The sequence below is a fragment of the Streptomyces erythrochromogenes genome, from assembly GCF_040684695.1.
Lineage (GTDB): Bacteria > Actinomycetota > Actinomycetes > Streptomycetales > Streptomycetaceae > Streptomyces > Streptomyces erythrochromogenes_C.
In genome coordinates this window covers 1-21,629 of the sequence record NZ_JBFBGM010000003.1, presented here as the reverse complement: position 1 = coordinate 21,629, position 21,629 = coordinate 1, and the positions used below count along the sequence as shown (strand labels likewise).

Sequence of the window (21,629 nt, the reverse complement as noted above, 5' to 3'; positions counted from 1 at the left end):
GCGTGGACCTGCCCCAGCAGCGCGCCGAGGGCGCGGGACCCTTCACCACCCGCCTCACCTGGCAGCGCCCCGAAGGTGACACGGTGGTGTGGGAGTCGCGCCCCGCCCGCAGGCGCGGAACCCTCGCCGTGCGCGCCCCCGGAGAGGCGGCCGCCAGGACCACGACCGCCGACGCCGAGGGCCTGCGCCGCCTGCGACGGCTCAACGGGATCGCCTCGGCCGCGTTCGTCGTCGGCGGAGCCCTCTTCGCCCTCGGCGCAGCCGTGTCCCAGTTCGGCTGGGGCACCACCGCCGAGAGCGCCGCCATCTACTTCGCGGGAGGCCTGTTCTTCAACACCGGCGGCTACGTCTCCCTCCTCCAGGTGCTCAACGGGCCCCGCCACACCCCGCAGGACGGCGGCCGGCTGGTCACCTCCGCCTGGAAGTGGTGGGGGTACGAGCCGATGCGCCTGGACTGGCTGAGCACGTTCGTGCTGTTCGTCGGCACGCTCGTGTTCGGCATCAACCTCCTGGACTCCTTCCTCCAGGGGCTCACCGTCCAGCAGACCAACCGGCTGATCTGGACGCCCGACGTGATCGGATGCCTGCTCTTCCTGCTCTCCGGCCACCTGGCCTTCATCGAGATCTGCCACCGCCCCTGGCCCTGCCTGCGCTCGCGCAGCCTCGGCTGGTGGGTCGTCGCCGTGAACCAGTTCGGATCGGTGCTGTTCATGGTCTCGGCCCTGGCGGCCTTCACCCTGCCCGCCACCGGAGACCTGGTCGACACGGCAGTCGCCAACTGGGGGACCCTGCTCGGCGCCCTGTGCTTCTCGGTCGGCGGTGTGCTCCAGGCCCTCGAACGTCCCTAGTCACCGGGGCGGGGGTGCTCGGAGCCCCCCCGTGAGGGACGCCAGCAGCAGGGCGATGTCGTCCGGCCGGTCGACGACGCCGCCGATCAGCCGGTCGGCGGTCTCGGCCAGCGGAACGGGCAGCGCCGACGCCAGCGCCAGCCGCAGCCGCTCCACCCCCTCGTCGATGTCGACGCCCGGCCGCTCCACCAGCCCGTCCGTGTACAGGGCGAGCACCGCACCCGGCGCCAGCCGCAGCTCCGTGACCGGGTACGAAGCCTGCGGGTCGACGCCCAGCACCACCCCGCCCGCCAGGTCCAGTACCTCCGTACGCCCGTCGGGACGGCGCAGCAGCGGCTGCGGGTGACCGGCCCGGACGGCCTGGGCGGAGCCCGACGCGGGGTCGAGCACCACGTAGCAGCAGCTCGCGAACTGCCCCGGATCGAGGTCGATCAGCAGCCGGTTGGTGCCGCGCACCACCTGCTCCGGCGTGCTGCCGGCCAGCGCGAAGGCCCGTACGGCGCTGCGGAGCTGGCCCATGGTCGCGGCGGCGGCCACACCATGCCCCTGGACGTCGCCGATGACCAGGGCCAGCCGGCCCGATCCGGTCTCGACGACGTCGTACCAGTCGCCGCCCACGTCCATGCCCGCGGAGCCGGGCAGGTAGCGGCCCACCGTCTCCACGTGCTCGCGCACCGGCAGCCGGTGCGGCAGCAGCGCAGCCTGGAGGCCGTGGGCGAGCGCCGCCTCGCTGTCGTAGCGCCGGGCCCGGGCCAGGGCCTGCGCGATCAGCCCGGCCAGCGCGGTGAGCACCGTACGCTCCTCCGGACTGAAGCCGCGCGGGGAGTCGAAGCCGAGGATGCACGAGCCGACCGGCCGCCCGGAGGCGATCAGCGGCAGGAAGGCCCGGGCGCCGACGTCGGCGTCCAGCGGGATGCCCGGATAGGCGGCGGCCAGCCGCTGCATCGACTCGAAGAACAGCGGCCGGCCCGTGGTCAGCGTCTCCACGCCCGGCAGCCGGACATCCAGCGCGACCCCGTCGAACCGGTTCAGGAAGCCCTGCGGGAAACCGGTCTCCCAGGCCAGGTGCAGATGCCGCTGGTCGAGCAGGTAGATCGCGAGCTGGCGGCCGCCGAACGCGGGCAGCAGCTCCTCGGTGACCACCGCCGACACCTGCCGGGCCGTGACCGCCTCCGTCAGCGCGATGGCGAGGGCCACCGGCCGGTACAGCGCGGACGCCTGGTCGGCGGGCGAGCCCGGGCCAGTGGCGGGCTCGGCCGCCGTCGCGGACGCGTAGGAGGGCGGGTCGGCCGCGCCGATCGTCAGGGTCACGCCGTCGGGCGCCGGGTAGAGGCCCACCGACAGCCACTCGCCCGGCGGATGCCGTCCGCGCCGGGCGGAGAAGTGCACCGGCTCCGACGACATGAACACCGCCCGGAAGTGGTCGTCGTGCGCGGGATGACCGAGCCACGGCAGCGCCTCCCACAGCAGCCGCCCGTGCAGGTGCCCGCCACCGAGGCCCAGCAGGCGCTCCGCGGCGGCGTTGACGAAGCCGATCCGGCCCTGCCGGTCGAGGGAGAGCACCGCCTGCGCGAGCCGGTCCACGGCGTCGCGGGCTCCCGCGGCCCCGGCCTCCGGCGCCGGGCCCGGCACACAGACCGGGTCCCCGTCCCACACCACCGGTTTTCCGGCCGCGGACAGCGCCGACAGCTCGCGCGCCAGCTCCTCCGCCGCCTGCCGGAGCCGTTTGCGGTCCCCGGCCCCGACCGGGACACCGGGGGTGGCCGGGCGCAGCACCACCAGTACGCCGAACCGCTCCGATTCCGCGGCCACCGGCTCGTACAGGGAGGCGAAGGGGAAGGGGAGCCCGGCGACGAACTGGGGGAAGCGGCTCATGGCCGACTCCGCGTCGGCCAGCAGCACGGACCGCCCCGAACGGTAGGCCTCGGCGACCGGATAGGGGCGGTTGACCTGCATCCGCCACCACGGCCGGAACAGCGGCAGCGGCAGCCCGGTGAACAGGGCCAGCAGCAGGAGATCGTGCGAGCGCGAGCGCAGGTAGACCCCGCCCGCGTACCCGCCCACGGCCTCCACGGCGCTCACGACAGCCCGAGCGAGCGCCTGGACCGTGGCGTCGGTGGCGGCGCCGACGCTGTCCGCTGTCGCCATCACACAGTCAGGATGCGCCATCGGCGACGGCATCGGCATCCCGGCGCCCCGGCCGCGCCGACCGGGGCCGCGGCCTCATCCGGGGCCGCGGCGGCCCGTGCCGCGGAGCCCCGCCACCACCGCGGCCGACCCGATCAGCAGCACCACGGCCACCGTGCGCAGCGCGGTCCCCATCGCCTCGGTGAAGGCCGCCACCTGCGCCGGATCCTGCGGGTTCCCGTGGAACCGGGAGGCCAGCACCGTACCGACCACGGCCACCCCGAGGGCCGCGCCCACCTCACGGGCCGCCGTGTTCAGACCGGAGCCGAGCCCCGCCTGGTGCGCGGGCAGCGCGCCGACGACCGTCAGCGTCAGCGACGGCGCGGACAGGCCCGCGCCGGCCGACAGGACCAGCAGGTAGAGCGCGTACACGGCGTACGGGGTGTCCGCGTCGGCCGTGGAGACCAGCAGCAGCCCCGCCCCGATCAGGCCGAGCCCGGCGCCCACCGGCAGCCGCGGACCGGAACGCTCCTCCAGCCGGGCGCCGAACCGGGGCACCAGGGCCATCCCGACCGTCAGCGGAATGATCGCGAGACCGGCCTGGGCCACGGAGAACCCCTTCGCGTACTGCAGGTACTGCGCGTTGACGAAGAACAGCGCGAACATCCCGAAGAAGCCGGCCCCGATGCCGAGCGCCCCGGCGCGCAGCCGCCGCGAGGCGAAGATCCGCGGGTCCAGCAGCGGGCGGGCGGCGCGCAGCGCGTGGCCGGTGAAGGCGGCCAGCAGCCCCGCGCCCGCGGCGAAGGCGGTCAGCACACGCACCGAGGCCCAGCCGTACGAGGGCCCTTCGATGATCCCGTAGACCACCGCGACCAGCGCCCCGGCGAGCAGCACGGTCCCCAGGGGGTCGACCGAGGCGTCGGGCCGTGACGGCGTGCGCGGGACCGCGAGGGCGACCGCGAGCGCGAGCAGCGCGCCGAGGGGGACGACGGTCCAGAACAGGGCCCGCCAGGTCAGGTACTCGCCGGCCAGGCCGCCGCCGACGTTGCCCGCCAGGCCCCCGAGGCCCACGGCCAGCGTCCAGGTGGCCAGCGCCCGCCCCCGGGCCTCGGGCGCACTGAGGTGGATCAGCACCGACATCGTGGCGGGCATGATCAGGGCCGCCCCGGCCCCGCACAGGCCGCGCCCGGCGATCAGCACGGCCGGGGCCGGGGCGAGCGCGCTGACGGCGGCGCCGGCGGCGAAGAGGCCGAGCCCGGCGAGCAGGGCCCCCTTGCGGCCGTGGCGGTCGCCGAGCGCCCCCGCGGGGATCAGCAGGGCGGCGAAGACGACGACGTAGGCGTCCACCGACCACAGCAGTTCGCCGGGGTCGGGCCGCAGGTCGGAGGCGGCCAGCTGCGGGATCAGCAGGTTGACGGCGGCGACCAGGGCCTGGGCGGTCAGCACGCAGGCGCACAGCACGAGCAGGGCGGACCGGGACAGGGAGGTCGCGACAGGGGCGACCTTCGGGCCCCGAGGGACGGCATGGCGGAGCACGGCTCCTCCTGGGAGTCGGAAGCGAAAGCGGAACGGGGTGGGCGAACGGGCCGGGCCCGGCGGCGTCCGGGGGCCGGTCAGCCGGAGGCCGGTCGGAGGCCGGTCGGGGGTCGGTCGGCGGTCGGCCGGCGCTCCTGGTGCGGTGCACTCGTCCCCCCGGAATCACCGTAGAGTTGGCGCGACCTGCTTTCCAGTGCAAGTTCTGCAAGGGATCCATGCGTGTGACGCAATCCGGGCTCGACCTGAACCTGCTCGTGGCCCTCGACGTGCTCATCGAGGAGTCGAGCGTCTCCCGGGCGGCGACGCGCCTGCACCTGTCCGAGCCCGCCATGAGCCGGACCCTCGGCCGGATCCGCAAGGCCCTCGGGGATCCGGTCCTGGTCCGGGCCGGCCGGGGCATGGTGCCCACCCCGCACGCCCTCGCCGTGCAGGGAGAGGTCCGCGCGGTCGTCGAACGGGCCCGCGCGCTCTTCCTCGGCGGCGGCCGGGTGGACCTGACCACCCTCACCCGCACCTTCACCGTGCTGGCCAACGAGGCGTTCACCGCCGTCACCGGCGCCGCGCTCCTGGGCCGGGTGACCCGCGAGGCGCCCGGGGTGCGGCTGCGGTTCCTCGCCGAGAGCCACGTGGAGGTCCCGGCACTGCGCCAAGGCGTCGCCGACCTGGAACTCGGCGTCATCGACACCCGTTCCCCCGAGGTCCACGTCGAGCACTTCTACGACGAGCGGATGGTGGCCGTCGTGCGCGCCGGCCACCCGCTGCTGCGCGGCCGCCCCACGGCCCGGCGGTTCGCCGCGGCCGAACACCTCATCGCCTCCCGGCGCGGCCGCCTGGAAGGCCCGGTGGACACCGCTCTCGCCGAGCAGGGGCTGTCCCGGCGGGTCGTGGGCAGCGTGGGCAGCTTCCCCGCCTCCCTGTTCGTCCTGCGCGAGAGCGACCTCGTGGGACTGCTGACCGCCCAGGCCGTTCCGCTCGCCGCCGCGCTGGGGCTGGAGACCTTCGAGATCCCCCTCGACCTGCCCACGCTGCCCTTCGGCATGGCCTGGCACCCGCGGCACGACGCGGACCCGGCGCACGCCTGGCTGCGCGGCCGCGCCCGCGAACTGATGACCACGGGCCGCGAGGGCCGGCCCCCGCGATAGGCCGACCGCTTCCCTCGTCCGGGGGAACGTCCGGGGGCGCACGGGTGTGCGGGCGGCCACCCGCGCACGCCGCGGGGCACGATACGCACGCGTCCCACCCCCACACGTCCCACCCCACGCGCACCCCCACGCGTCCCACCCCGGCAGGCCCGCGGAAGGCAGAGCATGCGGTTCCAGTACGACACCATCGGCGAGCGCTACGCGGAGTCCAAGAGCACGGCCGCATACTCCGCGGCCGACACCTACACCCTGCACGGGGCCCTCGACGCGCTCGGCGGCCTGCGCGGCCTCGACGCACTCGACCTCGCCTGCGGATACGGCTACAACACCCGGCTGCTGGCCCGGGGCGGGGCCCGGCGGACCGTCGGCGTCGACGTCTCCGAGGAGATGATCCGGCTGGCCCGCGCACACGAGGCGACGAAGGACCGGCGCGACGTCGAGTACCTCGTCGCCGACGCCGCCGGCCTGCCCGACCTCGGCCCCTTCGACCTCGCCACCGCCGCGTACGTCTTCAGCTACGCCCCCGACCGGCGCACCCTCCACGCGATGTTCCGGTCCGTCCGCGCCAACCTGCGGGCGGGCGGCCGGCTCCTCGCCATCGTGCCCAACGCCGGGGCCTACCCCCGGGTGGACTGGTCCCCGTACGGGGTCCGCATCCTCGACCGGGTCCGCGACGGCGACGCGCCGCTGCTGAAGGCCCACTTCCTGACCGAGCCGCCCGTGCCCTTCGAGTTCCGCGAATGGGCCCACTCCGACCTCGCCGAAGCGGCCGTCGAGGCGGGCTTCGTCACCGTCGGCTGGCAGCCCAACCGGACCCCGCCCGCCGACCCCGTGCGCGACGAGGCGTACTGGACGGCGTACCGCGCCTGGCCGATCAGCTCGCTGATGACCTGTACGGCATAGGGGCGCGGGGTGTGCTGCCGTCCGGGCCGGGCCCGCGCCGCCCGGCCCCGGCCGTCACAGGTCCGCGGCGGACCTGACCAGCTCGACGATCCGGTCACGCGCCGCCCGCCCCTCCGGGACCGGCAGCAGCGGGTAGCCGTGCGGCATCCCCGCCGCCTCGTGGAACTCCACCTCCGCGCCCTCCGCGCGGGCCCGGCGCACCAGCTCCCGGCTGTCCGTCGACAGCACGTCCCGGGTGCCGCTGAACACCGTCAGCGGCGCCAGCCCCGCGAACGACCCGCGCAGCGGGCTCACCAGGGGATCCTCGGCGGCCAGCGTTCCGGCGTACAGCCGCCCGGCCTCCAACAGCCCCGCACGGGCCAGCAGCGGGTCGGCCTCCTCGATCGCCGCCTGGTCCGGATGGCTCATCGTCACGTCCAGCCAGGGCGAGACCAGCACGATCCGCGAGGGCTGCTCACCGTCGCGGTCGCGCAGCCGCTGCGCGGCCGCCAGCGCCAGCCCGGCCCCCGCCGAATCGCCGATGAGCACCGTCCCGCCGTCGCCGCCACCCGCGATCAGGCCGCTCAGCAGATCGGTGGCGACCGGGACGGTCCGGTCGGCGGTCCCGCGCGGCGCCAGGATGTACGCGGGTACGACGACGCGCGCCCGGGCCCGCGTCACCAGGGTCCGCACCAGCTCCCAGTGCGGGCGCTCCAGCTCGCCCACGTAGCCGCCGCCGTGCACGTACAGCACCTGCGCCGACGGCTCCGCCCCCAGCGGGCACACGTCGTACACCGGCCAGGCGCCCACGAACGTCCGGGAGACGTCCGCGACCCGCCCCAGCCGCCGCGGCGGCAGGTGCGAAGCGGGTCGGCGGGCGGCCGACGCCACCCGTTCGCGGACCGCCTCGGCGCTCGCGAACCGTCTTCGCCGCCCCGCCACGACCAGCGCGACCGAAAGCGCCCTGCTGCGCAGACTCGGCACGCCCCTCACCTCCCCTTTTCCCTGCCCCGTCAACGGAGGAGCATAGGCGTGAAGCTGCGCTGTCGGCCCGCTTAAGAAACTCTCGATGGACTGATCACCACGGAGATCGGCAGATTGGTGCCCGTCACCGACGCCGCCGAAGCCCCGCACGCTCGCGGCGCCCCCGTTCCGCATGCCCTGGAGCCACCCATGAAGGCACTCGTCAAGCACAAAGCCGAGCCCGGCCTGTGGCTCATGGACGTCCCCGAGCCCGAGTACGGCCCTGGCGACGTGCTGATCAAGGTGCTGCGCACCGGCATCTGCGGAACCGACCTGCACATCCGCTCCTGGGACGGCTGGGCGCAGGGCGCGGTCAAGACCCCGCTCGTCCTCGGCCACGAGTTCGTCGGCGAGGTCGCGGCGGTCGGCGCCGACGTGACGGACATCGAGCTGGGCGCGCTGGTCAGCGGCGAGGGCCACCTGGTGTGCGGCAAGTGCCGCAACTGCCTCGCGGGCCGCCGCCACCTGTGCCGCAGCACGGTCGGCCTCGGCGTGGGCCGCGACGGCGCCTTCGCCGAGTACGTCGTCCTGCCCGCGCAGAACGTATGGGTGCACCGCACCGCCGTGGACCTCGACGTCGCCGCGATCTTCGACCCCTTCGGCAACGCCGTGCACACCGCGCTGTCCTTCCCGCTGGTCGGCGAGGACGTGCTGATCACCGGCGCCGGCCCGATCGGCATCATGGCGGCCGCCGTGGCCAAGCACGCCGGTGCGCGCAACGTCGTCATCACCGACGTGAGCCCCGAGCGGCTGGAGATCGCCCGCAAGGCGGGCGCCACGCTCGCCGTGAACGTCGCCGAGTCCTCGATCGCCGAGGCCCAGACCCGGCTCGGCCTGCGCGAGGGCTTCGACATCGGCCTGGAGATGTCCGGGCGCGGCGAGGCGATGCGCGACATGATCGACAACATGACGCACGGCGGCCGGATCGCCATGCTGGGCCTGCCCGCGACGGAGTTCCCCGTCGACTGGGCGAAGGTCGTCACCTCGATGATCACGATCAAGGGCATCTACGGCCGCGAGATGTTCGAGACCTGGTACGCGATGACGGTGCTCCTGGAGGGCGGCCTCGACCTCAGCCCCGTCATCACCGGCCGCTACTCGCACCGCGACTTCGAGGCCGCCTTCGACGAGGCGGCGACCGCCCGCAGCGGCAAGATCATCCTGGACTGGACGGCGTAGCGGCGTACCGCCCCGACCGCCCCCTTCCCCCACGAACCATCTCCCTCCGGCCGGGCCCCGCACACCCTCCCCCCTCCGCGGGGCCCGGCCCCCTCCCGCCGCACAAGGAGAAACGCAGCATGTTCGAGACCGTCCGCGACGACCTCCGCACCACCCTCGACGAGATCCGCTCCGCCGGCCTGCACAAGCCCGAGCGCGTCATCGGCACCCCGCAGAGCGCGGCCGTCGCCGTCACCTCGGGCGGCACCGCGGGCGAGGTCCTCAACTTCTGCGCCAACAACTACCTCGGGCTGGCCGACCACCCCGAGGTCGTCGCCGCCGCGAAGGACGCGCTGGACCGCTGGGGCTACGGCATGGCCTCCGTCCGCTTCATCTGCGGCACCCAGGAGGTGCACAAGGAGCTGGAGGCACGCCTCTCGGCCTTCCTCGGCCAGGAGGACACGATCCTCTACTCCTCCTGCTTCGACGCCAACGGCGGCGTCTTCGAGACCCTCCTCGGCGCCGAGGACGCGGTCATCTCCGACGCCCTCAACCACGCCTCCATCATCGACGGCATCCGCCTCTCCAAGGCCCGCCGCTTCCGCTACGCCAACCGCGACATGGCCGAGCTGGAGGCCCGCCTGAAGGAGGCCACCGAGGGCGGCGCCCGCCGCAAGCTGATCGTCACCGACGGCGTCTTCTCCATGGACGGCTACGTCGCCCCGCTCCAGGAGATCTGCGACCTGGCCGAGCGCCACGACGCCATGGTCATGGTCGACGACTCCCACGCGGTCGGCTTCGTCGGCCCCGGCGGCCGCGGCACCCCCGAACTGCACGGCGTCATGGACCGCGTCGACATCATCACCGGCACCCTCGGCAAGGCCCTCGGCGGCGCCTCCGGCGGCTACGTCGCCGCGCGCGCCGAGATCGTCGAGCTGCTGCGCCAGCGCTCGCGCCCGTACCTGTTCTCCAACTCCCTCGCCCCGGTCATCGCCGCCGCCTCCCTCAAGGTCCTCGACCTGCTGGAGTCGGCCGGCGACCTGCGCGAACGCCTCGCCGCGAACACCGCGCTGTTCCGCACCAAGATGACCGAGGCCGGCTTCGAGATCCTGCCCGGCGACCACGCCATCGCCCCCGTGATGATCGGCGACGCGGCCGAGGCCGGCCGCATGGCCGAGCTGCTCCTGGAGCGCGGGGTCTACGTGATCGGCTTCTCCTACCCGGTGGTGCCGATGGGCGCGGCCCGCATCCGCGTCCAGCTCTCGGCGGCCCACTCCACGGCCGACGTCGAGCGCGCGGTGGCCGCCTTCATCGACGCCCGTGCGGCCCTGGGGACCGCTGGGGCCTGAGTGACCTCCGCATCCTGAGACAATGGTGGGGTGATCGACCCCCGCCGGCTGCGCATCCTGCGGGCCGTGGCGGACCACCGTACGGTGACCGCCGCGGCCGCAGCCCTGTACCTCACCCCCTCCGCCGTCTCCCAGCAGCTCGCCGCACTGGAACAGGAGACGGGCCACGCACTGCTCACCCGCAGCGGCCGGGGCGTACGGCTGACCGCGGCGGGGGAGATCCTGCTCGGCCACGCCCACGAGGTGCTGGCCCAGCTGGAACGGGCGGAGGCCGAGCTCGCGGCGTACGCGGGCGGCGCGGCCGGCGAGGTCACCGTGGCCGCCTTCGCCACGGGCATCGCGGAGGTGCTCGCCCCGGCGATCGCCCGCCTCACCCTGGAGCGGCCGGGGATCAGGCTGCGGGTGCGTGACGCGGAGGGCGACCAGAGCCTGCCGCTGCTCCTGGACGGCGAGGCCGACCTCGCGCTCGCGGTCGAGTACCGGGGTGCGCCGGGCGCCGACGACGGCCGGCTCTCCGTCCTCCCGCTGTACGCGGAACCCTTCGACGCGGTACTGCCCTCCGGGCACCCGCTGGCCGACCTGCCGGCGGTGTCGCTGGCGGACCTGTCCGACTCGGACTGGGTGGGCCAGTACCCCGGCAACCCGTGCCACGACGTCACGCTGCTCGCCTGCGAACTGGCCGGCTTCCAGCCGCGGTTCGCGCACTCCTCCGACGACTTCCGCGCCGTGACGGCGCTGGTCGGGGCCGGGGCCGGGGTGGCTCTCGTACCGCGCTCGGCGCTGCGGGGGATGGACCTCAAGGAGGTCCAGGTCCGCCCGGTCACCGGACCGGCCGCCACCCGCCGCGTCTTCGCGGCCACCCGCCGCGGAGCCGAGACCCACCCGCTGATCGCCCCCGTCCTGGCGGCCCTGGTCCGAGAATCGGAACGCCTGCCGGCTCACTGAGGGGTGGGGGCTTCGGCGGGGCGGGGGCGGATGGTGCGGCGGGGGTGTGGGGCGGGGTTTCGGCGGGCGGGAGTGGAAGGCGCGGGGCGGTACGGAAAGCGGTGTTCCGGCGGGGCGGGGGCCGGAAGGCGCGGGGCGGTACGGAAAGACGGCGTTCCGGCGGGGCGGGGGCGCCGAAGCGTGGCGGTGGCTTCGAGTGAGCGGAATGCACTCGGGCGGGAGTCAGTGACGTTCTGGGGGTTTTTCCGTCCGTCTGATGGTTTTCCGGGTCGTGCCGGTCCCTCAAGGGCGCTCCTGCGTCGCGTCGCGTTGCGATGGCCTGCGGCCACCCTTGACCGCCCGTCCCGCCCCGGAACTACGAAGGACCGGCGGAAAACCCCAAAAGAACGAGCCGGGACCTTCGTTTCAGGGACGGCCACATCAGCGATGCGCGGGCGGGAGCCCGGAGCGCCCCAGATCGCTACGCGCTCCTGCCTGAAGGCGTCTGGAGGCCTCGTGGGCTGGACATAAGCCGCCCTAGATCGCTACGCGCTCCTCGATCACGCGACTGCGAGCCCTTGTGGCTGGACATAGGCCGCCCCAGATCGCTACGCGCTTCGCCCTGACCGCGTCCGGCGCTCGTCCGGGGCCGGGAAGGGCGGATTCGAGGGGCGGGAGGGCGATCCATCGGCCCAGCCGATCCCAACCCCCGACAATGTCAGGGTGACATCCCAACTGGCCACCTAAATAGGGGTAATTGGGGCAAACTGACGACCCTCCGAGGCTCGCACTTGCGCAGACATGGATGGGGTTCGCCTCAGCCGTCATCCGGCGCTCTTCCTCCCCCGATCCGCCCGCAGACGCCGTCCATGAGCAGGTCATCGGGCCTCTGCGGCTTGTGACCGGCCCCGGACGGGCTGCGGACGCGTGATCGAGGAGCCCGCTGTGAGCACAGGCGGCCTATGTCCAGCCACAGGGGCTCGCAGACGCCGTCAGGCAGGAGCGCGTAGCGATCTAGGGCGGCTTATGTCCAGCCCACGGGGCCTGCGGACGCCGTCAGGCAGGAGCGCGTAGCGATTTGGGGCGTGCCTGGCTTTGCCCGCGCTGGATACCGCCCCGATGGTCTCTCGTCGCCCGGCTCGTTCTTTTGGGGTTTTCCGCCGGTCCTTCGTAGTTCCGGGGCGGGACGGGCGGTCAAGGGTGGCCGCAGGCCATCGCAACGCGACGCGACGCAGGAGCGCCCTTGAGGGACCGGCACGACCCGGAAAACCATCGGACAGACGGAAAAACCCCCAGAACGCCTCTGACCCCCGCCCGAGTGCATTCCGCTCACCCGAAGCCACCGCCGCGCCTCCCGACCCCCGTCCCGCCGGAACGCCGCTCCCCACACCACCCCGCGCCTTCCGCCCCGCCCCGCCGAAGCCCCCGCCATCCCACACCCGCCCCGCGCCCTGCGCCCCCTCTCCCTCCCCCCTCACACCGTCACCACCTCGACCCCCGCCGCCGTGAAGGCCCGGGCCACCGTGGGGGTGAGGCCCGTGTCCGTCACCAGGACGTCCACCTCCGAGGTCGCGCAGATGCGGGCGAAGGCGCGGACGCCCAGCTTGCTGGAGTCCGCCGCGACCACCACCCGGCGGGCGCGTTCGCACAGGAGGCGGTTGACCGAGGCCTCGTCCTCGTGCCGGGTCGCGGCACCGTCCTGCGGGTCGAAGCCGTCCACGCCGAGGACCGCCGTGTCCACCGCGAGCTGCCCGAGGACCTGTTCGGCGAGCGGGCCCGTCAGCTCGTACGACTGCGGACGGGCCACGCCGCCCGTGAGCACGATCTTGAACTGCGGCCGGATCACCAGCTCGCCCGCGATGTTGAGGGCGTTGGTGACCACGGTGAGCGCGGGCGAGCCCTGGGCCAGGTCCGGCCGCCCGGCCAGGGCCCGCGCCACCTCCGTGGTCGTGGTGCCGCCCGTCAGGCCGATCACTTCGCCCGGGGCGACCAGCGCCGCGACGGCCTCGCTGATCCGGCTCTTCTCGGCGGCGCGACGCGACGTCCGGTAGCGCAGCGGGAGTTCGTAACTGACCCCGTGCAGCACCGCCCCACCGCGGGTGCGCACCAGCAGCTGCTGCTCGGCGAGCTGGTCGAGGTCGCGGCGGATGGTCGCGGCGGACACCCCGAGGGTCTCGGCGGCCGGTTCCACCTCCAGTTCGCCCCGTTCCACCAGCAGGTCCAGCAGTGTCTGCCAGCGCTCCTTGCGGGTCATCGGCCGCCCCTCCCGTGCTCGCTGCGTGCCCGTCCTGTGGCCTCCGTCGGGCTACCCGGCGACACTAACCCAGCAGAACAGCCCGTGGTTGCTTGAAGTTGCGCGAAACTGCCCGCTACCTTGCAGGAAAACGCATTCAGACCCGTCTGTCGCACGAGGGAGCCTGTATGAGTCACGTCGCGTACGAGTTGGGCACGCAACCCGCGTGCTGGGAGCGGGCCGCCGAACTGGCCCCGGCCCGGCGGGCGGTGCTGCCGCAGCCGGGGGAGCGTGCCGCGATCGTCGGGTGCGGCACCTCGTACTACATGGCCCAGGCGGCCGCAGCGCTGCGCGAGGAGGCGGGGCAGGGGGAGACCGACGCCTTCCCCGCCTCGGAGTTCCCCCGCCACCGCCGCTACGACCGGGTCGTCGCGCTCACCCGCTCCGGCACCACCACCGAGGTACTGGACCTGCTGGCCGCACTGCGCGACGCGGGCGTGCCCACGACCGCCGTCATCGGCGATCCGGCGACTCCGGTGATGACGCTGGCGAACGAGCTCGTCGTCCTCGACTTCGCCGACGAACAGTCCGTCGTGCAGACGCGCTTCGCGACCACCGCCCTGACCCTGCTACGCGCCCACGTCGGACTGCACGGCCCCGCGGCCGTCGCCGACGCCCGCACCGCCCTCGACGAGCCGCTCCCGGCGGACCTCGACGAGCAGGGCCAGTTCACCTTCCTCGGCCGCGGCTGGAGCGTCGGACTCGCCCACGAGGCGGCCCTGAAGATGCGCGAGGCCTCGCTGTCCTGGGCCGAGTCCTACCCGGCGATGGAGTACCGGCACGGACCGGTCAGCATCTCCGGTCCCGGCACCGTCACCTGGTCGCTCGACGAGGCCCCCGACGGGCTCGCCGAACAGGTCCGCCGGACCGGCGCCCAGTGGGTGGCCGGGCGGCTCGACCCGCTCGCCGAACTCGTCCGCGTGCACCGGCTCGCGCTCGCCGTCGCCGCACGGCGCGGACTGGACCCCGACGCGCCGCGCAACCTGACCCGTTCGGTGATCCTCACCAGCGGCGAGGAGGCGGTCCGATGACCCTCGTCCGCGCGGGAGAACTCGTCACCGAGGCGGCCGCCGCGGGCCGCGCCGTCGCCGCCTTCAACATCATCACGCTGGAGCACGCCGAAGCCGTCGTCGCCGGCGCCGAGGCGGCCGGGCTGCCGGTCATCCTCCAACTGAGCGAGAACGCGGTGAAGTTCCGCGAGGGCAGGCTGCTGCCGATCTCCCGGGCCGCCGCCGCCTGCGCGGAGGCCGCCACGGTCCCGGTCGGCCTGCACCTCGACCACGTCAAGAGCCCCGAGCTGCTGCGGCAGGCGTGCGAAGCCGGGTACAGCTCGGTCATGTACGACGCGGCGCAGCTCCCGTACGCCGAGAACCTGGAAGCCACCCGCTCGGCCGCCGACTGGGCGCACGCCAACGGCCTGTGGATCGAGGCCGAACTGGGCGAGGTCGGCGGCAAGAACGGCGCCGCACCGCTGGACCCGCACGCGCCCGGCGCCCGTACCGACCCCGACGAGGCGCGCCGGTTCGTCGCCGACTCCGGGGTCGACGCACTGGCCGTCGCCATCGGCAGCAGCCACGCGATGACCAGCCGGACCGCGGCCCTCGACCACGCCCTGCTGGCCAGGCTGGCCAAGACGGTGGAAGTACCGCTCGTCCTGCACGGCTCGTCCGGACTGCCGGACTCCGAGCTCGCGGCGGCCGTCGCAGGGGGGATCCGCAAGGTCAACATCGGCACCGCGCTGAACCTGGCCATGACGGAGGCCATCCGCACCCACCTGACCCCGGCGGACCCCCGGCCCTACCTGGCGGCGGCCCGCGTGGCGATGACGGCGACCGCCACGGCTATGATCGGCGCCCTGAACTGAGGGGCATCGGGGGGCGGCCGTGGACGCACAGCGGGGACCGGGACGGCAGCAGGAGCCGCGGGGGCGCACCAACCGCAGGCGCTTCCTGCTGATCGCGGGGATCCCGCTGCTGGCGGTGGGCGCGGGCACGGCCTACGCCGTGTGGCCCGGACCGGCCCGGCCCGGGCCGCAGGTGCGCACCGACCTGGAGCCCCTGAACGCGCGCTTCGGCCCGTACGTCGGGACGCTGGGCGAGGCGCACTGGCTCGGCTACGACATCGACGAGAAGCCCGGTTCCGCCGAGAGCCGGACCATTCCGAGTCCCGACTCGCGGATCCGCCTGGTCGGCGTCGCCCGGCTCGCGGCCGGCGGGGCGGCGGCGATCACCGGCAGGGCGGAGTACGCCTTCGCGCCCGCGGCCGCTCCGGCCGAACTGCCCGCCGAGCTGGCCCCGTACGCGCCGGCCGGTGCGGCCTGGCAGCACAGCGGGCAGTTCGACGCGCACGCCAACCACAAGGGCGCGGAGGGGCACCCGTCGGGGGAGTACCTCTTCGACACGGCCCGGGACCTCGTCCGCTTCGACCTCCTGTACCTCTACACCTGAACGCCCGGCGGGCGGCGGGGTCACATCCCCACGGCCGACCATGTGCATCAGGACCCGGCGCAGGGACACCCGGCCGCGCCACGCGTCGTCGCGCGCCCGCGCCGAACGGCCGGTACGCAGGTCCTTCCGAATTCTTGCAACAGGTTCTAGTCTGACCGCCGCCATCACGCCTTTGCGGCGAACCGGCCGGACCGCGAGACTCCAGGAGGGGCCGTGCACCTCGAATACACGCCTGAGCAGCAGCAGTTGCGCACCGAGCTGCGCGCCTACTTCGCCGAGCTGGTCCCCGAGGACGTCTACGCCCGCTACGAGGACCCGGCCGCCCAGAAGCGGTTCTACCGGGAGACCATCCGCAGGCTCGGCGCCGACGGCTGGCTCGGCGTCGGCTGGCCGAAGGAGTACGGCGGCCGCGGGATGACCCCGATGGACCAGTTCATCTTCTTCGACGAGGCCGCGCAGGCCGTCGTACCGCTTCCGCTGATGGCGCTCAACACGGTCGGGCCGACCATCATGCAGTTCGGCACCGACGAGCAGAAGGCCTACTTCCTGCCCAGGATCCTCGCCGGGGAGATCGACTTCGCCATCGGCTACAGCGAGCCCGACGCGGGTACCGACCTCGCCGCGCTCAAGTGCAAGGCCGTCCGCGAGGGCGACGAGGAGACCGGCACCTACGTCGTCAACGGGCAGAAGATCTGGACCACCAACGGCGACACCGCCGACTGGGTCTGGCTCGCCGTCCGCACCGACCCGGACGCCCCCGCCCACAAGGGCATCACCATGCTCCTCGTCCCGACCTCGGACCCCGGTTACTCCTGCACCCTCATCAACACCCTGGCCTCCCACGACACCACGGCCAGCTACTACGAGGACATCCGCGTCCCCGCCACCCGCCGCGTCGGCCAGGAGAACAAGGGCTGGCGTCTGATCACCAACCAGCTCAACCACGAGCGCGTCACGCTGGCCGCACACGGCACCATGGCCATCCGCGCCCTCCACGACGTCCAGCGCTGGGCCGCGTCGACGAAGCTCGCCGACGGACGGCGGGTGATCGACCTGTCCTGGGTCCGCGGACGGCTCGCCCGCACCCACGCCCGTCTCGACGCGATGAAGCTGCTCAACTGGCAGATGGTGAACGCGGTCGAGTCGGGCACCCTCACCCCGCAGGACGCCTCCGCGGTCAAGGTGTACGGCTCCGAGGCGCGCCGCGACGCGTACGCCTGGCTGATGGAGATCGTCGGCGCGGCGGGCCCCCTCAAGGACGGCTCGGCCGGCGCGGTCCTGCACGGCGAACTCGAACGCGGCTACCGCAGCGCGGTCATCTTCACCTTCGGCGGCGGCAACAACGAGATCCAGCGCGAGATCATCTCCTGGATCGGCCTGGGCATGCCCCGAGTCCGCCGCTGACCCGGTGTGACGAAGCTTTTCAGTTGGCACAAAAGAGGGATGGTTGGCACCGTGCCCTGCGCGCACCAGTCACCGGCCGGCGGAGTGAAGGCAGGCGGCTGGGAGGTGATTCCAGTCAGACATGAGTACCGGTTTGGGAGTCCTCGTCTAGGTGGTCCGGCAGACCGAAGAGCGGGAACAGACGCTCGGTGTCACGGAATGCCGTGATGCCGGTGATCCGGTTGCCGGAGAACTCGACGACCTGCAGTGCCCAGGGAAGGTAGCCGGTCCCGTCCGGGTGGCGTCGGTATTGTCCGAAGGCGGGGGTTCCGTTCGCCACGGTCGGGACGAGACGCGAGCCGCGGCAGCCTCCCGGTGCAGAAGGCACTCCTCAGCGGTGGCCCAGACGCGATGACCAACCGTGTCGAGGCTGTGCTGGCTCGGGTCGGCTACCCGGAGGGACTTCGTGGTACGTGGCGCGCCGCGTTCGCCCCGGAATCACGAGAGCTGGTCCTGGAGGTCGAGCTGCCAGGTCAAGCCGTCGTACCGGCCGTTGCGCAATACTGCTACAAGGCCTCGGCCCCACCCGCGGTTGTCCCACAGCCTCGCAAGGAGGCTGACACCAAGGCCATGTACCGGGATCTTGTCGCCAGGCTCGCCCTCCGAGCCATCGACGAAGCCTTCGCCGTGACACCACCGGAGCTGGTCGACGTCGTAGCGTTCGACGGACATGTCAACGCCAAGGACCGCGCAACGGGGAAGGCTATCAGGCCTCGCCTGATCAGCCTGCGGGCCGGCAGGGAGACCTTCGAAGAGCTCGTCCTTGACGAACCAGAGCTGGACCCGGTCCAGAGCCTGCCCTACCTCAACGCCATCGTCTCCCAGCACCCGTACGATCTCGAACCCGTTCGCCCGGTGGTCACATTCGACCTGGCCAAGTACAAACTGGCACCCGAACGGGACGTGATCGCCGGCCTCGACAGCCGCCCAGACCTCGTCGCGCTCGACCCCATCGAGTTCGAGCACCTCATCCGGCGCCTCTTCGAGAAGATCGGCCTCAAGTCCTGGGCCACCCAGGCATCCCGCGACGACGGAATCGACGCCGTCGCCATCAACGAGGAACCCCTGATCGGAGGACTCTGCATCATCCAGGCCAAGCGCACCAAGAATGCCGTCTCCGCCGAAACGGTACGGGCCCTTGCTGGCGTCATGCACGACAAAGCAGCAGCGAAGGGCATCGTCGTCACCACTGCCTGGTTCGGCAAAGCCAGCCTCGAGTTCGCCCACCGGACCGGCCGCATGGAACTTATCGACGGCCGCCACCTCAAGGCACTCCTCCTCGAACACCTTGGCATCGACGCCCTGGTGGGCCTGCCCAAACTGCCACCCGGCTGGGAAACGCGCGACCTCACCTGACATCACCCTCGTTGGGCTCTGGCCCCTCCCCTCAACAGGGTTTCTTGATGTCGTGGGCGGTTCGCGCGATCCATGGTGGTTGCGCAGCCCTGCCCCGCCGGGGCGGTGTACCACCTGGGGTGTGTTGTTCAGGCTCAAGGAGTCAGTCGTGAATTCCTGCGGTCCTGAGCGGTGTTGGCTGTGAGAATTGAACAATGAGCCTGTTCGACGCTGATGCCTACGAGCCGGACAAAATGCTGCATCACCCGCGGCATCTTGCGATGCAGCCCGTTCTGGCGTCGCTCATTGAGCAGTTGCGTGCGTGCCAATCGTTGGAAGACGGGGTGGTCTTCCAACGAGAACTGCTGACCCGCCTGCTGGACGTGGAGAAGGACCGCGACGGTCTGAAGCGCGCGATCGCCAGGATGCGCGTGCACAAGGCACCCCAACCGCACGTTCCTGAGCCGCAGTCGGGCCGCGACCTCACCGAGATCAGTACCTGGGAGTTCGAGCATGACGTGTGCAAGCGTCTGGTCCGTCAACTCCGCTCGATCGGTGACGCGCTGGCCTGGCGCGCGTTCAGCTGTTACCGGCCGTTCATCCTCGCGCTCTCCCGCAACGACTCGCCCGGGCTCATGTATGGGAAGAAGGGCTTGCCAGCCGAGCTTGAGCGAGTGGAACAGGCGTGGAAAGAGGATGGTGCATTCGCCCTCCTGCATGACTTGACCAACTGCCTACGCATCGGGGATGTCACGGTCTTCAATCACATGGGGCCACTCCAGACTGAGGAGGTCAAGACCAACCCGAGGAGCATCGACAAGAAGCAACTGCGGAGGATCAACCAGGCGCGCGCTGCGGTATTGCACGGTGATGCCCTTCCGGGAGGTACGACTTTCGATGTGTTGTGTGACCTAGCCCTGCCGCTGCGCACCCACCTGGACATCCTCCGCACGGCCACCGAAAGGGCCGCGGCAGACGGTTTCCATGCCATCGAGATTCCTGGGAGCCGGGCGCTCCTGGTCGTCGACCAGTACGGTCTGACCCAACTGGACCTACCGCACGAGCAGGCCATCGAGCGCATGCGGGACTCTTTCGAGGGGGCGCTGGACCGTGCGGGCATCGGCCGACGCGCCCACAACGTCCATGCGACGAGCCTGGACTCCACCGCGGTTGATCCACAGCGGGTTCCCTGGGCTAACTACCCTCTGCACCCTGTCATCTGCGCTCGCATCATCGGCGACTACACCACAGTGAGCGTTGAGACATCCGGCCCCACACTTGCCGAGCTGCTCCAGGTCGCCGGCCTGGACGCCCGATGGGTCCGCCCACCTGGGAACACGGACCTCAAACCTGGCGAGGTGGTGATGGAGATCCACCAACCGGAGCGCCTGCGGTCCGTTCCCCTGCCGGGCGGCATCCGGATGGCCCCGGGCTGGACGCTGCAGGTCCAGCGCTCCGCACTCGATCGGTACCTGATCGAATTGCTTACTCCGGGCTCGTGGGTCGCAGGGATGAAGCACGTGCTTGCCGCGCGGCGGACCTGGAGGCCCTGGCCCCACTACCGCAACGAGCACGAGGTCTGGGTCTAGGGACAGGCACCCGGCTGACTAGGCCGGGGGCGTCTTGATCTGCACCTTGCAGCTCTGGTGGGCTGCTGGCACGCGCCCATAGTCGTCGACTGTGCCCACGGCGGCGTACTGCGCCCGAGTTCTGCTGAGGTGCTGTACCAAAGTGCCAAGAATAGTGCGTCCCTCCGGTCAGAGTCGGGGAGGGATGGGTGGCATCCATGCAGGTCAGGGCGAATCTCCAGTGCCAACTAGCGACCTTGGTCACACCGACGAGCGAGATCCGCGCCATCGGTACAGCTCGGCCGACGTCGTAGACATCTGCCGTCGGCGCGGCGTCCGCCGCCGTATGGGCGGTCGGCTCGATCGAGCTATGTCAACGCCCCGGCCAAGTCGTCCTTCCAGGGTCTGAAAGCGCGAGTGGCTCCACGGACTCAGCTCTTCCGCCGGCATGCGTACCGCAACCAGCGCCGTCGCCACTCCGCGCTCGGCTACCTCACGGGACACGCCGCGCTGCGAGATCAGTCTTATTTGCCGATCAAGGTACTGTTCCTCCGGGTGTGACGCACCTTGGAGGGGATGTGGCCCGATGGAACTGACTGCAGAGATAGCCGCCTACCGGAACGGGACGGGGAATCCGGGACGTTTGGTGGGTGAGTTCCGCAGGGCTGTGCTCATCGTTCCGGTCGCCGATGGCGATGCCGGTGCCGCGGGTGGTCTGATGTCCGCCGTCTCGGGCGGGATCCGCTGGTTCTACGCGTTCACCGACGAGGAGGCCCTGGCCCGGTTCGCGCAGGCGCGTGGTGAGGCCGGTCGGGAGTGGCCGTATCTGGCGGTCCTGGGTGCGCGGTTGGCCGATGCGGTGGTGCCACAGGTGGACGGGCCGGCCGGGGTTGCGGTGAACGTGGCGGACGGGGACGGTTCGATGTTGTTCCCGCCGGTGGCCGGGATCGTTCCCGATGCGTGTGCCGTCGACACCGCCGAGGCCGATGCCGGAGTCGTGGCCTGATGGCGGGCGGGAAGGACCTGGAGGTTTCGCCGCAGGCGGTCGCGGCGATCCAGTCCGGATTGCGGTCGGCGATATCGGAGTTGCGGGAGTCCGGGGATGCGGCCGGTGCCTCGCAGGGTGCGGGTTTCGAGAATCTGTCGATGACGGGGATGGAGACCGGGCACGCCGGGCTCGCCGCGGACTTCGAGGACTTCTGCGAGCGGTGGGAGTGGGGCGTGCGCGCCCTGGTCCAGAACGCCTCCACCCTGGCCGCGAACCTCGGCATCGCCGCGGGGACGATGTGGGAGGAGGACCAGTACATCCACGGCGCGTTCAAGGTCGCGGTCAACGCCGGATTGGGCAATCCGCACGCCAGTGAGGACGACGTCGAGAAGAAGGCCTGGGGGGACGTCCTCAGCTGGGACATGTACAAACCGGACTACAGCGCGGAGTCGTTCGAGAAGAGCAACAAGGACATCGGGCAGACCTGGTCGGACACCAAGGACACGGTGACCTCGACGGGAAGGATCGGATCGCTGAAGGACCTGCTGGACCAGGCCGGCGGGGGT

General features: G+C 72.3%; 18 protein-coding genes and 1 pseudogene. 14 read left to right on the top strand and 5 right to left on the bottom strand.

Going from position 1 to position 21,629, the window contains the following annotated elements; all coding sequences use genetic code 11:
• The first annotated feature begins 2 nt into the window (after nucleotides 1–2).
• Entirely contained in the window at nucleotides 3–848 is an 846-nt protein-coding gene (locus tag AB0O53_RS07345) for a hypothetical protein (RefSeq protein ID WP_350991380.1), read from the top strand.
• On the opposite strand, the gene AB0O53_RS07340 is transcribed toward AB0O53_RS07345, so the two are convergent.
• Both AB0O53_RS07340 and AB0O53_RS07335 read right to left on the bottom strand, forming a co-directional pair.
• Entirely contained in the window at nucleotides 849–2,996 is a 2,148-nt protein-coding gene (locus tag AB0O53_RS07340) for a GAF domain-containing SpoIIE family protein phosphatase (protein WP_350991381.1), read from the bottom strand.
• A gap of 75 nt (nucleotides 2,997–3,071) precedes the next feature.
• Complete coding sequence (locus AB0O53_RS07335; protein ID WP_350991383.1) at nucleotides 3,072–4,511, bottom strand: MFS transporter; 1,440 nt, start codon at nucleotides 4,509–4,511, stop codon at nucleotides 3,072–3,074.
• Nucleotides 4,512–4,726: 215 nt separating this feature from the next.
• Here AB0O53_RS07335 and AB0O53_RS07330 point away from each other — a divergent pair, with 215 nt between their 5' ends.
• Nucleotides 4,727–5,653: a LysR family transcriptional regulator gene (locus tag AB0O53_RS07330; protein WP_350991384.1), complete on the top strand. Its 927-nt coding sequence runs from the start codon at nucleotides 4,727–4,729 to the stop codon at nucleotides 5,651–5,653.
• Nucleotides 5,654–5,818: 165 nt separating this feature from the next.
• Nucleotides 5,819–6,556: a class I SAM-dependent methyltransferase gene (locus AB0O53_RS07325; RefSeq protein ID WP_350991386.1), complete on the top strand. Its 738-nt coding sequence runs from the start codon at nucleotides 5,819–5,821 to the stop codon at nucleotides 6,554–6,556.
• A 54-nt stretch (nucleotides 6,557–6,610) separates the two neighbouring features.
• Here the strand turns inward: AB0O53_RS07325 and AB0O53_RS07320 are convergent, their stop codons facing one another.
• On the bottom strand, nucleotides 6,611–7,519 hold the full coding sequence (locus AB0O53_RS07320) for an alpha/beta hydrolase fold domain-containing protein (protein WP_350991388.1): 909 nt from the start codon (nucleotides 7,517–7,519) through the stop codon (nucleotides 6,611–6,613).
• 189 nt (nucleotides 7,520–7,708) lie between these two features.
• Here AB0O53_RS07320 and tdh point away from each other — a divergent pair, with 189 nt between their 5' ends.
• The 3 genes from tdh (at nucleotide 7,709) to AB0O53_RS07305 (ending at nucleotide 11,010) form a co-directional block, all read left to right on the top strand.
• The gene (gene tdh, locus AB0O53_RS07315) at nucleotides 7,709–8,737 is read left to right on the top strand and encodes an L-threonine 3-dehydrogenase (protein WP_350991390.1); all 1,029 of its coding nucleotides are present in this window, start codon (nucleotides 7,709–7,711) and stop codon (nucleotides 8,735–8,737) included.
• A 119-nt stretch (nucleotides 8,738–8,856) separates the two neighbouring features.
• Nucleotides 8,857–10,065, top strand: a complete 1,209-nt coding sequence (locus AB0O53_RS07310; RefSeq protein WP_350991392.1) for a glycine C-acetyltransferase — start codon at nucleotides 8,857–8,859, stop codon at nucleotides 10,063–10,065.
• A 30-nt stretch (nucleotides 10,066–10,095) separates the two neighbouring features.
• A complete protein-coding gene (locus AB0O53_RS07305; protein WP_350991394.1) occupies nucleotides 10,096–11,010 on the top strand; it encodes a LysR family transcriptional regulator in 915 nt (304 codons plus the stop codon).
• Nucleotides 11,011–12,463: 1,453 nt separating this feature from the next.
• Here the strand turns inward: AB0O53_RS07305 and AB0O53_RS07300 are convergent.
• Nucleotides 12,464–13,243 (bottom strand): DeoR/GlpR family DNA-binding transcription regulator, encoded by a 780-nt coding sequence (locus AB0O53_RS07300; RefSeq protein ID WP_350991396.1) that lies wholly within the window; start codon nucleotides 13,241–13,243, stop codon nucleotides 12,464–12,466.
• Between the two features lie 167 nt (nucleotides 13,244–13,410).
• On the opposite strand from AB0O53_RS07300, the gene AB0O53_RS07295 reads away from it, so the two are divergent.
• The 4 genes from AB0O53_RS07295 to AB0O53_RS07280 all read left to right on the top strand — a co-directional run bounded on the left by AB0O53_RS07295 (nucleotide 13,411) and on the right by AB0O53_RS07280 (nucleotide 17,133).
• Entirely contained in the window at nucleotides 13,411–14,313 is a 903-nt protein-coding gene (locus AB0O53_RS07295; protein WP_350991398.1) for an SIS domain-containing protein, read from the top strand.
• Entirely contained in the window at nucleotides 14,310–15,146 is an 837-nt protein-coding gene (locus AB0O53_RS07290; protein ID WP_365193738.1) for a class II fructose-bisphosphate aldolase, read from the top strand. Before AB0O53_RS07295 ends, AB0O53_RS07290 begins: the two co-directional genes overlap by 4 nt.
• A gap of 19 nt (nucleotides 15,147–15,165) precedes the next feature.
• Nucleotides 15,166–15,729, top strand: coding sequence for a hypothetical protein (locus tag AB0O53_RS07285; RefSeq protein ID WP_365193735.1), 564 nt, complete (start codon nucleotides 15,166–15,168; stop codon nucleotides 15,727–15,729).
• Between the two features lie 213 nt (nucleotides 15,730–15,942).
• Nucleotides 15,943–17,133 (top strand): acyl-CoA dehydrogenase family protein, encoded by a 1,191-nt coding sequence (locus tag AB0O53_RS07280; RefSeq protein WP_350991404.1) that lies wholly within the window; start codon nucleotides 15,943–15,945, stop codon nucleotides 17,131–17,133.
• 115 nt (nucleotides 17,134–17,248) lie between these two features.
• Here AB0O53_RS07280 and AB0O53_RS07275 read toward each other — a convergent pair.
• Nucleotides 17,249–17,482, bottom strand: a pseudogene (locus tag AB0O53_RS07275) (RNA polymerase subunit sigma-70); the annotation flags it as partial.
• Nucleotides 17,483–17,523: 41 nt separating this feature from the next.
• On the opposite strand from AB0O53_RS07275, the gene AB0O53_RS07270 reads away from it, so the two are divergent.
• The 4 genes from AB0O53_RS07270 to AB0O53_RS07255 form a co-directional block, all read left to right on the top strand.
• Nucleotides 17,524–18,528, top strand: coding sequence for a restriction endonuclease (locus AB0O53_RS07270; RefSeq protein ID WP_350991405.1), 1,005 nt, complete (start codon nucleotides 17,524–17,526; stop codon nucleotides 18,526–18,528).
• A 194-nt stretch (nucleotides 18,529–18,722) separates the two neighbouring features.
• On the top strand, nucleotides 18,723–20,096 hold the full coding sequence (locus AB0O53_RS07265) for a hypothetical protein (protein WP_365193731.1): 1,374 nt from the start codon (nucleotides 18,723–18,725) through the stop codon (nucleotides 20,094–20,096).
• 565 nt (nucleotides 20,097–20,661) lie between these two features.
• Nucleotides 20,662–21,081 carry an SseB family protein gene (locus tag AB0O53_RS07260; RefSeq protein ID WP_350991409.1) on the top strand — a complete coding sequence of 140 codons (420 nt, stop codon included), beginning with the start codon at nucleotides 20,662–20,664 and terminating at the stop codon, nucleotides 21,079–21,081.
• Between the two features lie 140 nt (nucleotides 21,082–21,221).
• Nucleotides 21,222–21,629, top strand: a 408-nt coding sequence (locus tag AB0O53_RS07255) for a hypothetical protein (protein ID WP_365193728.1), incomplete at its 3' end; no start/stop codon positions are given.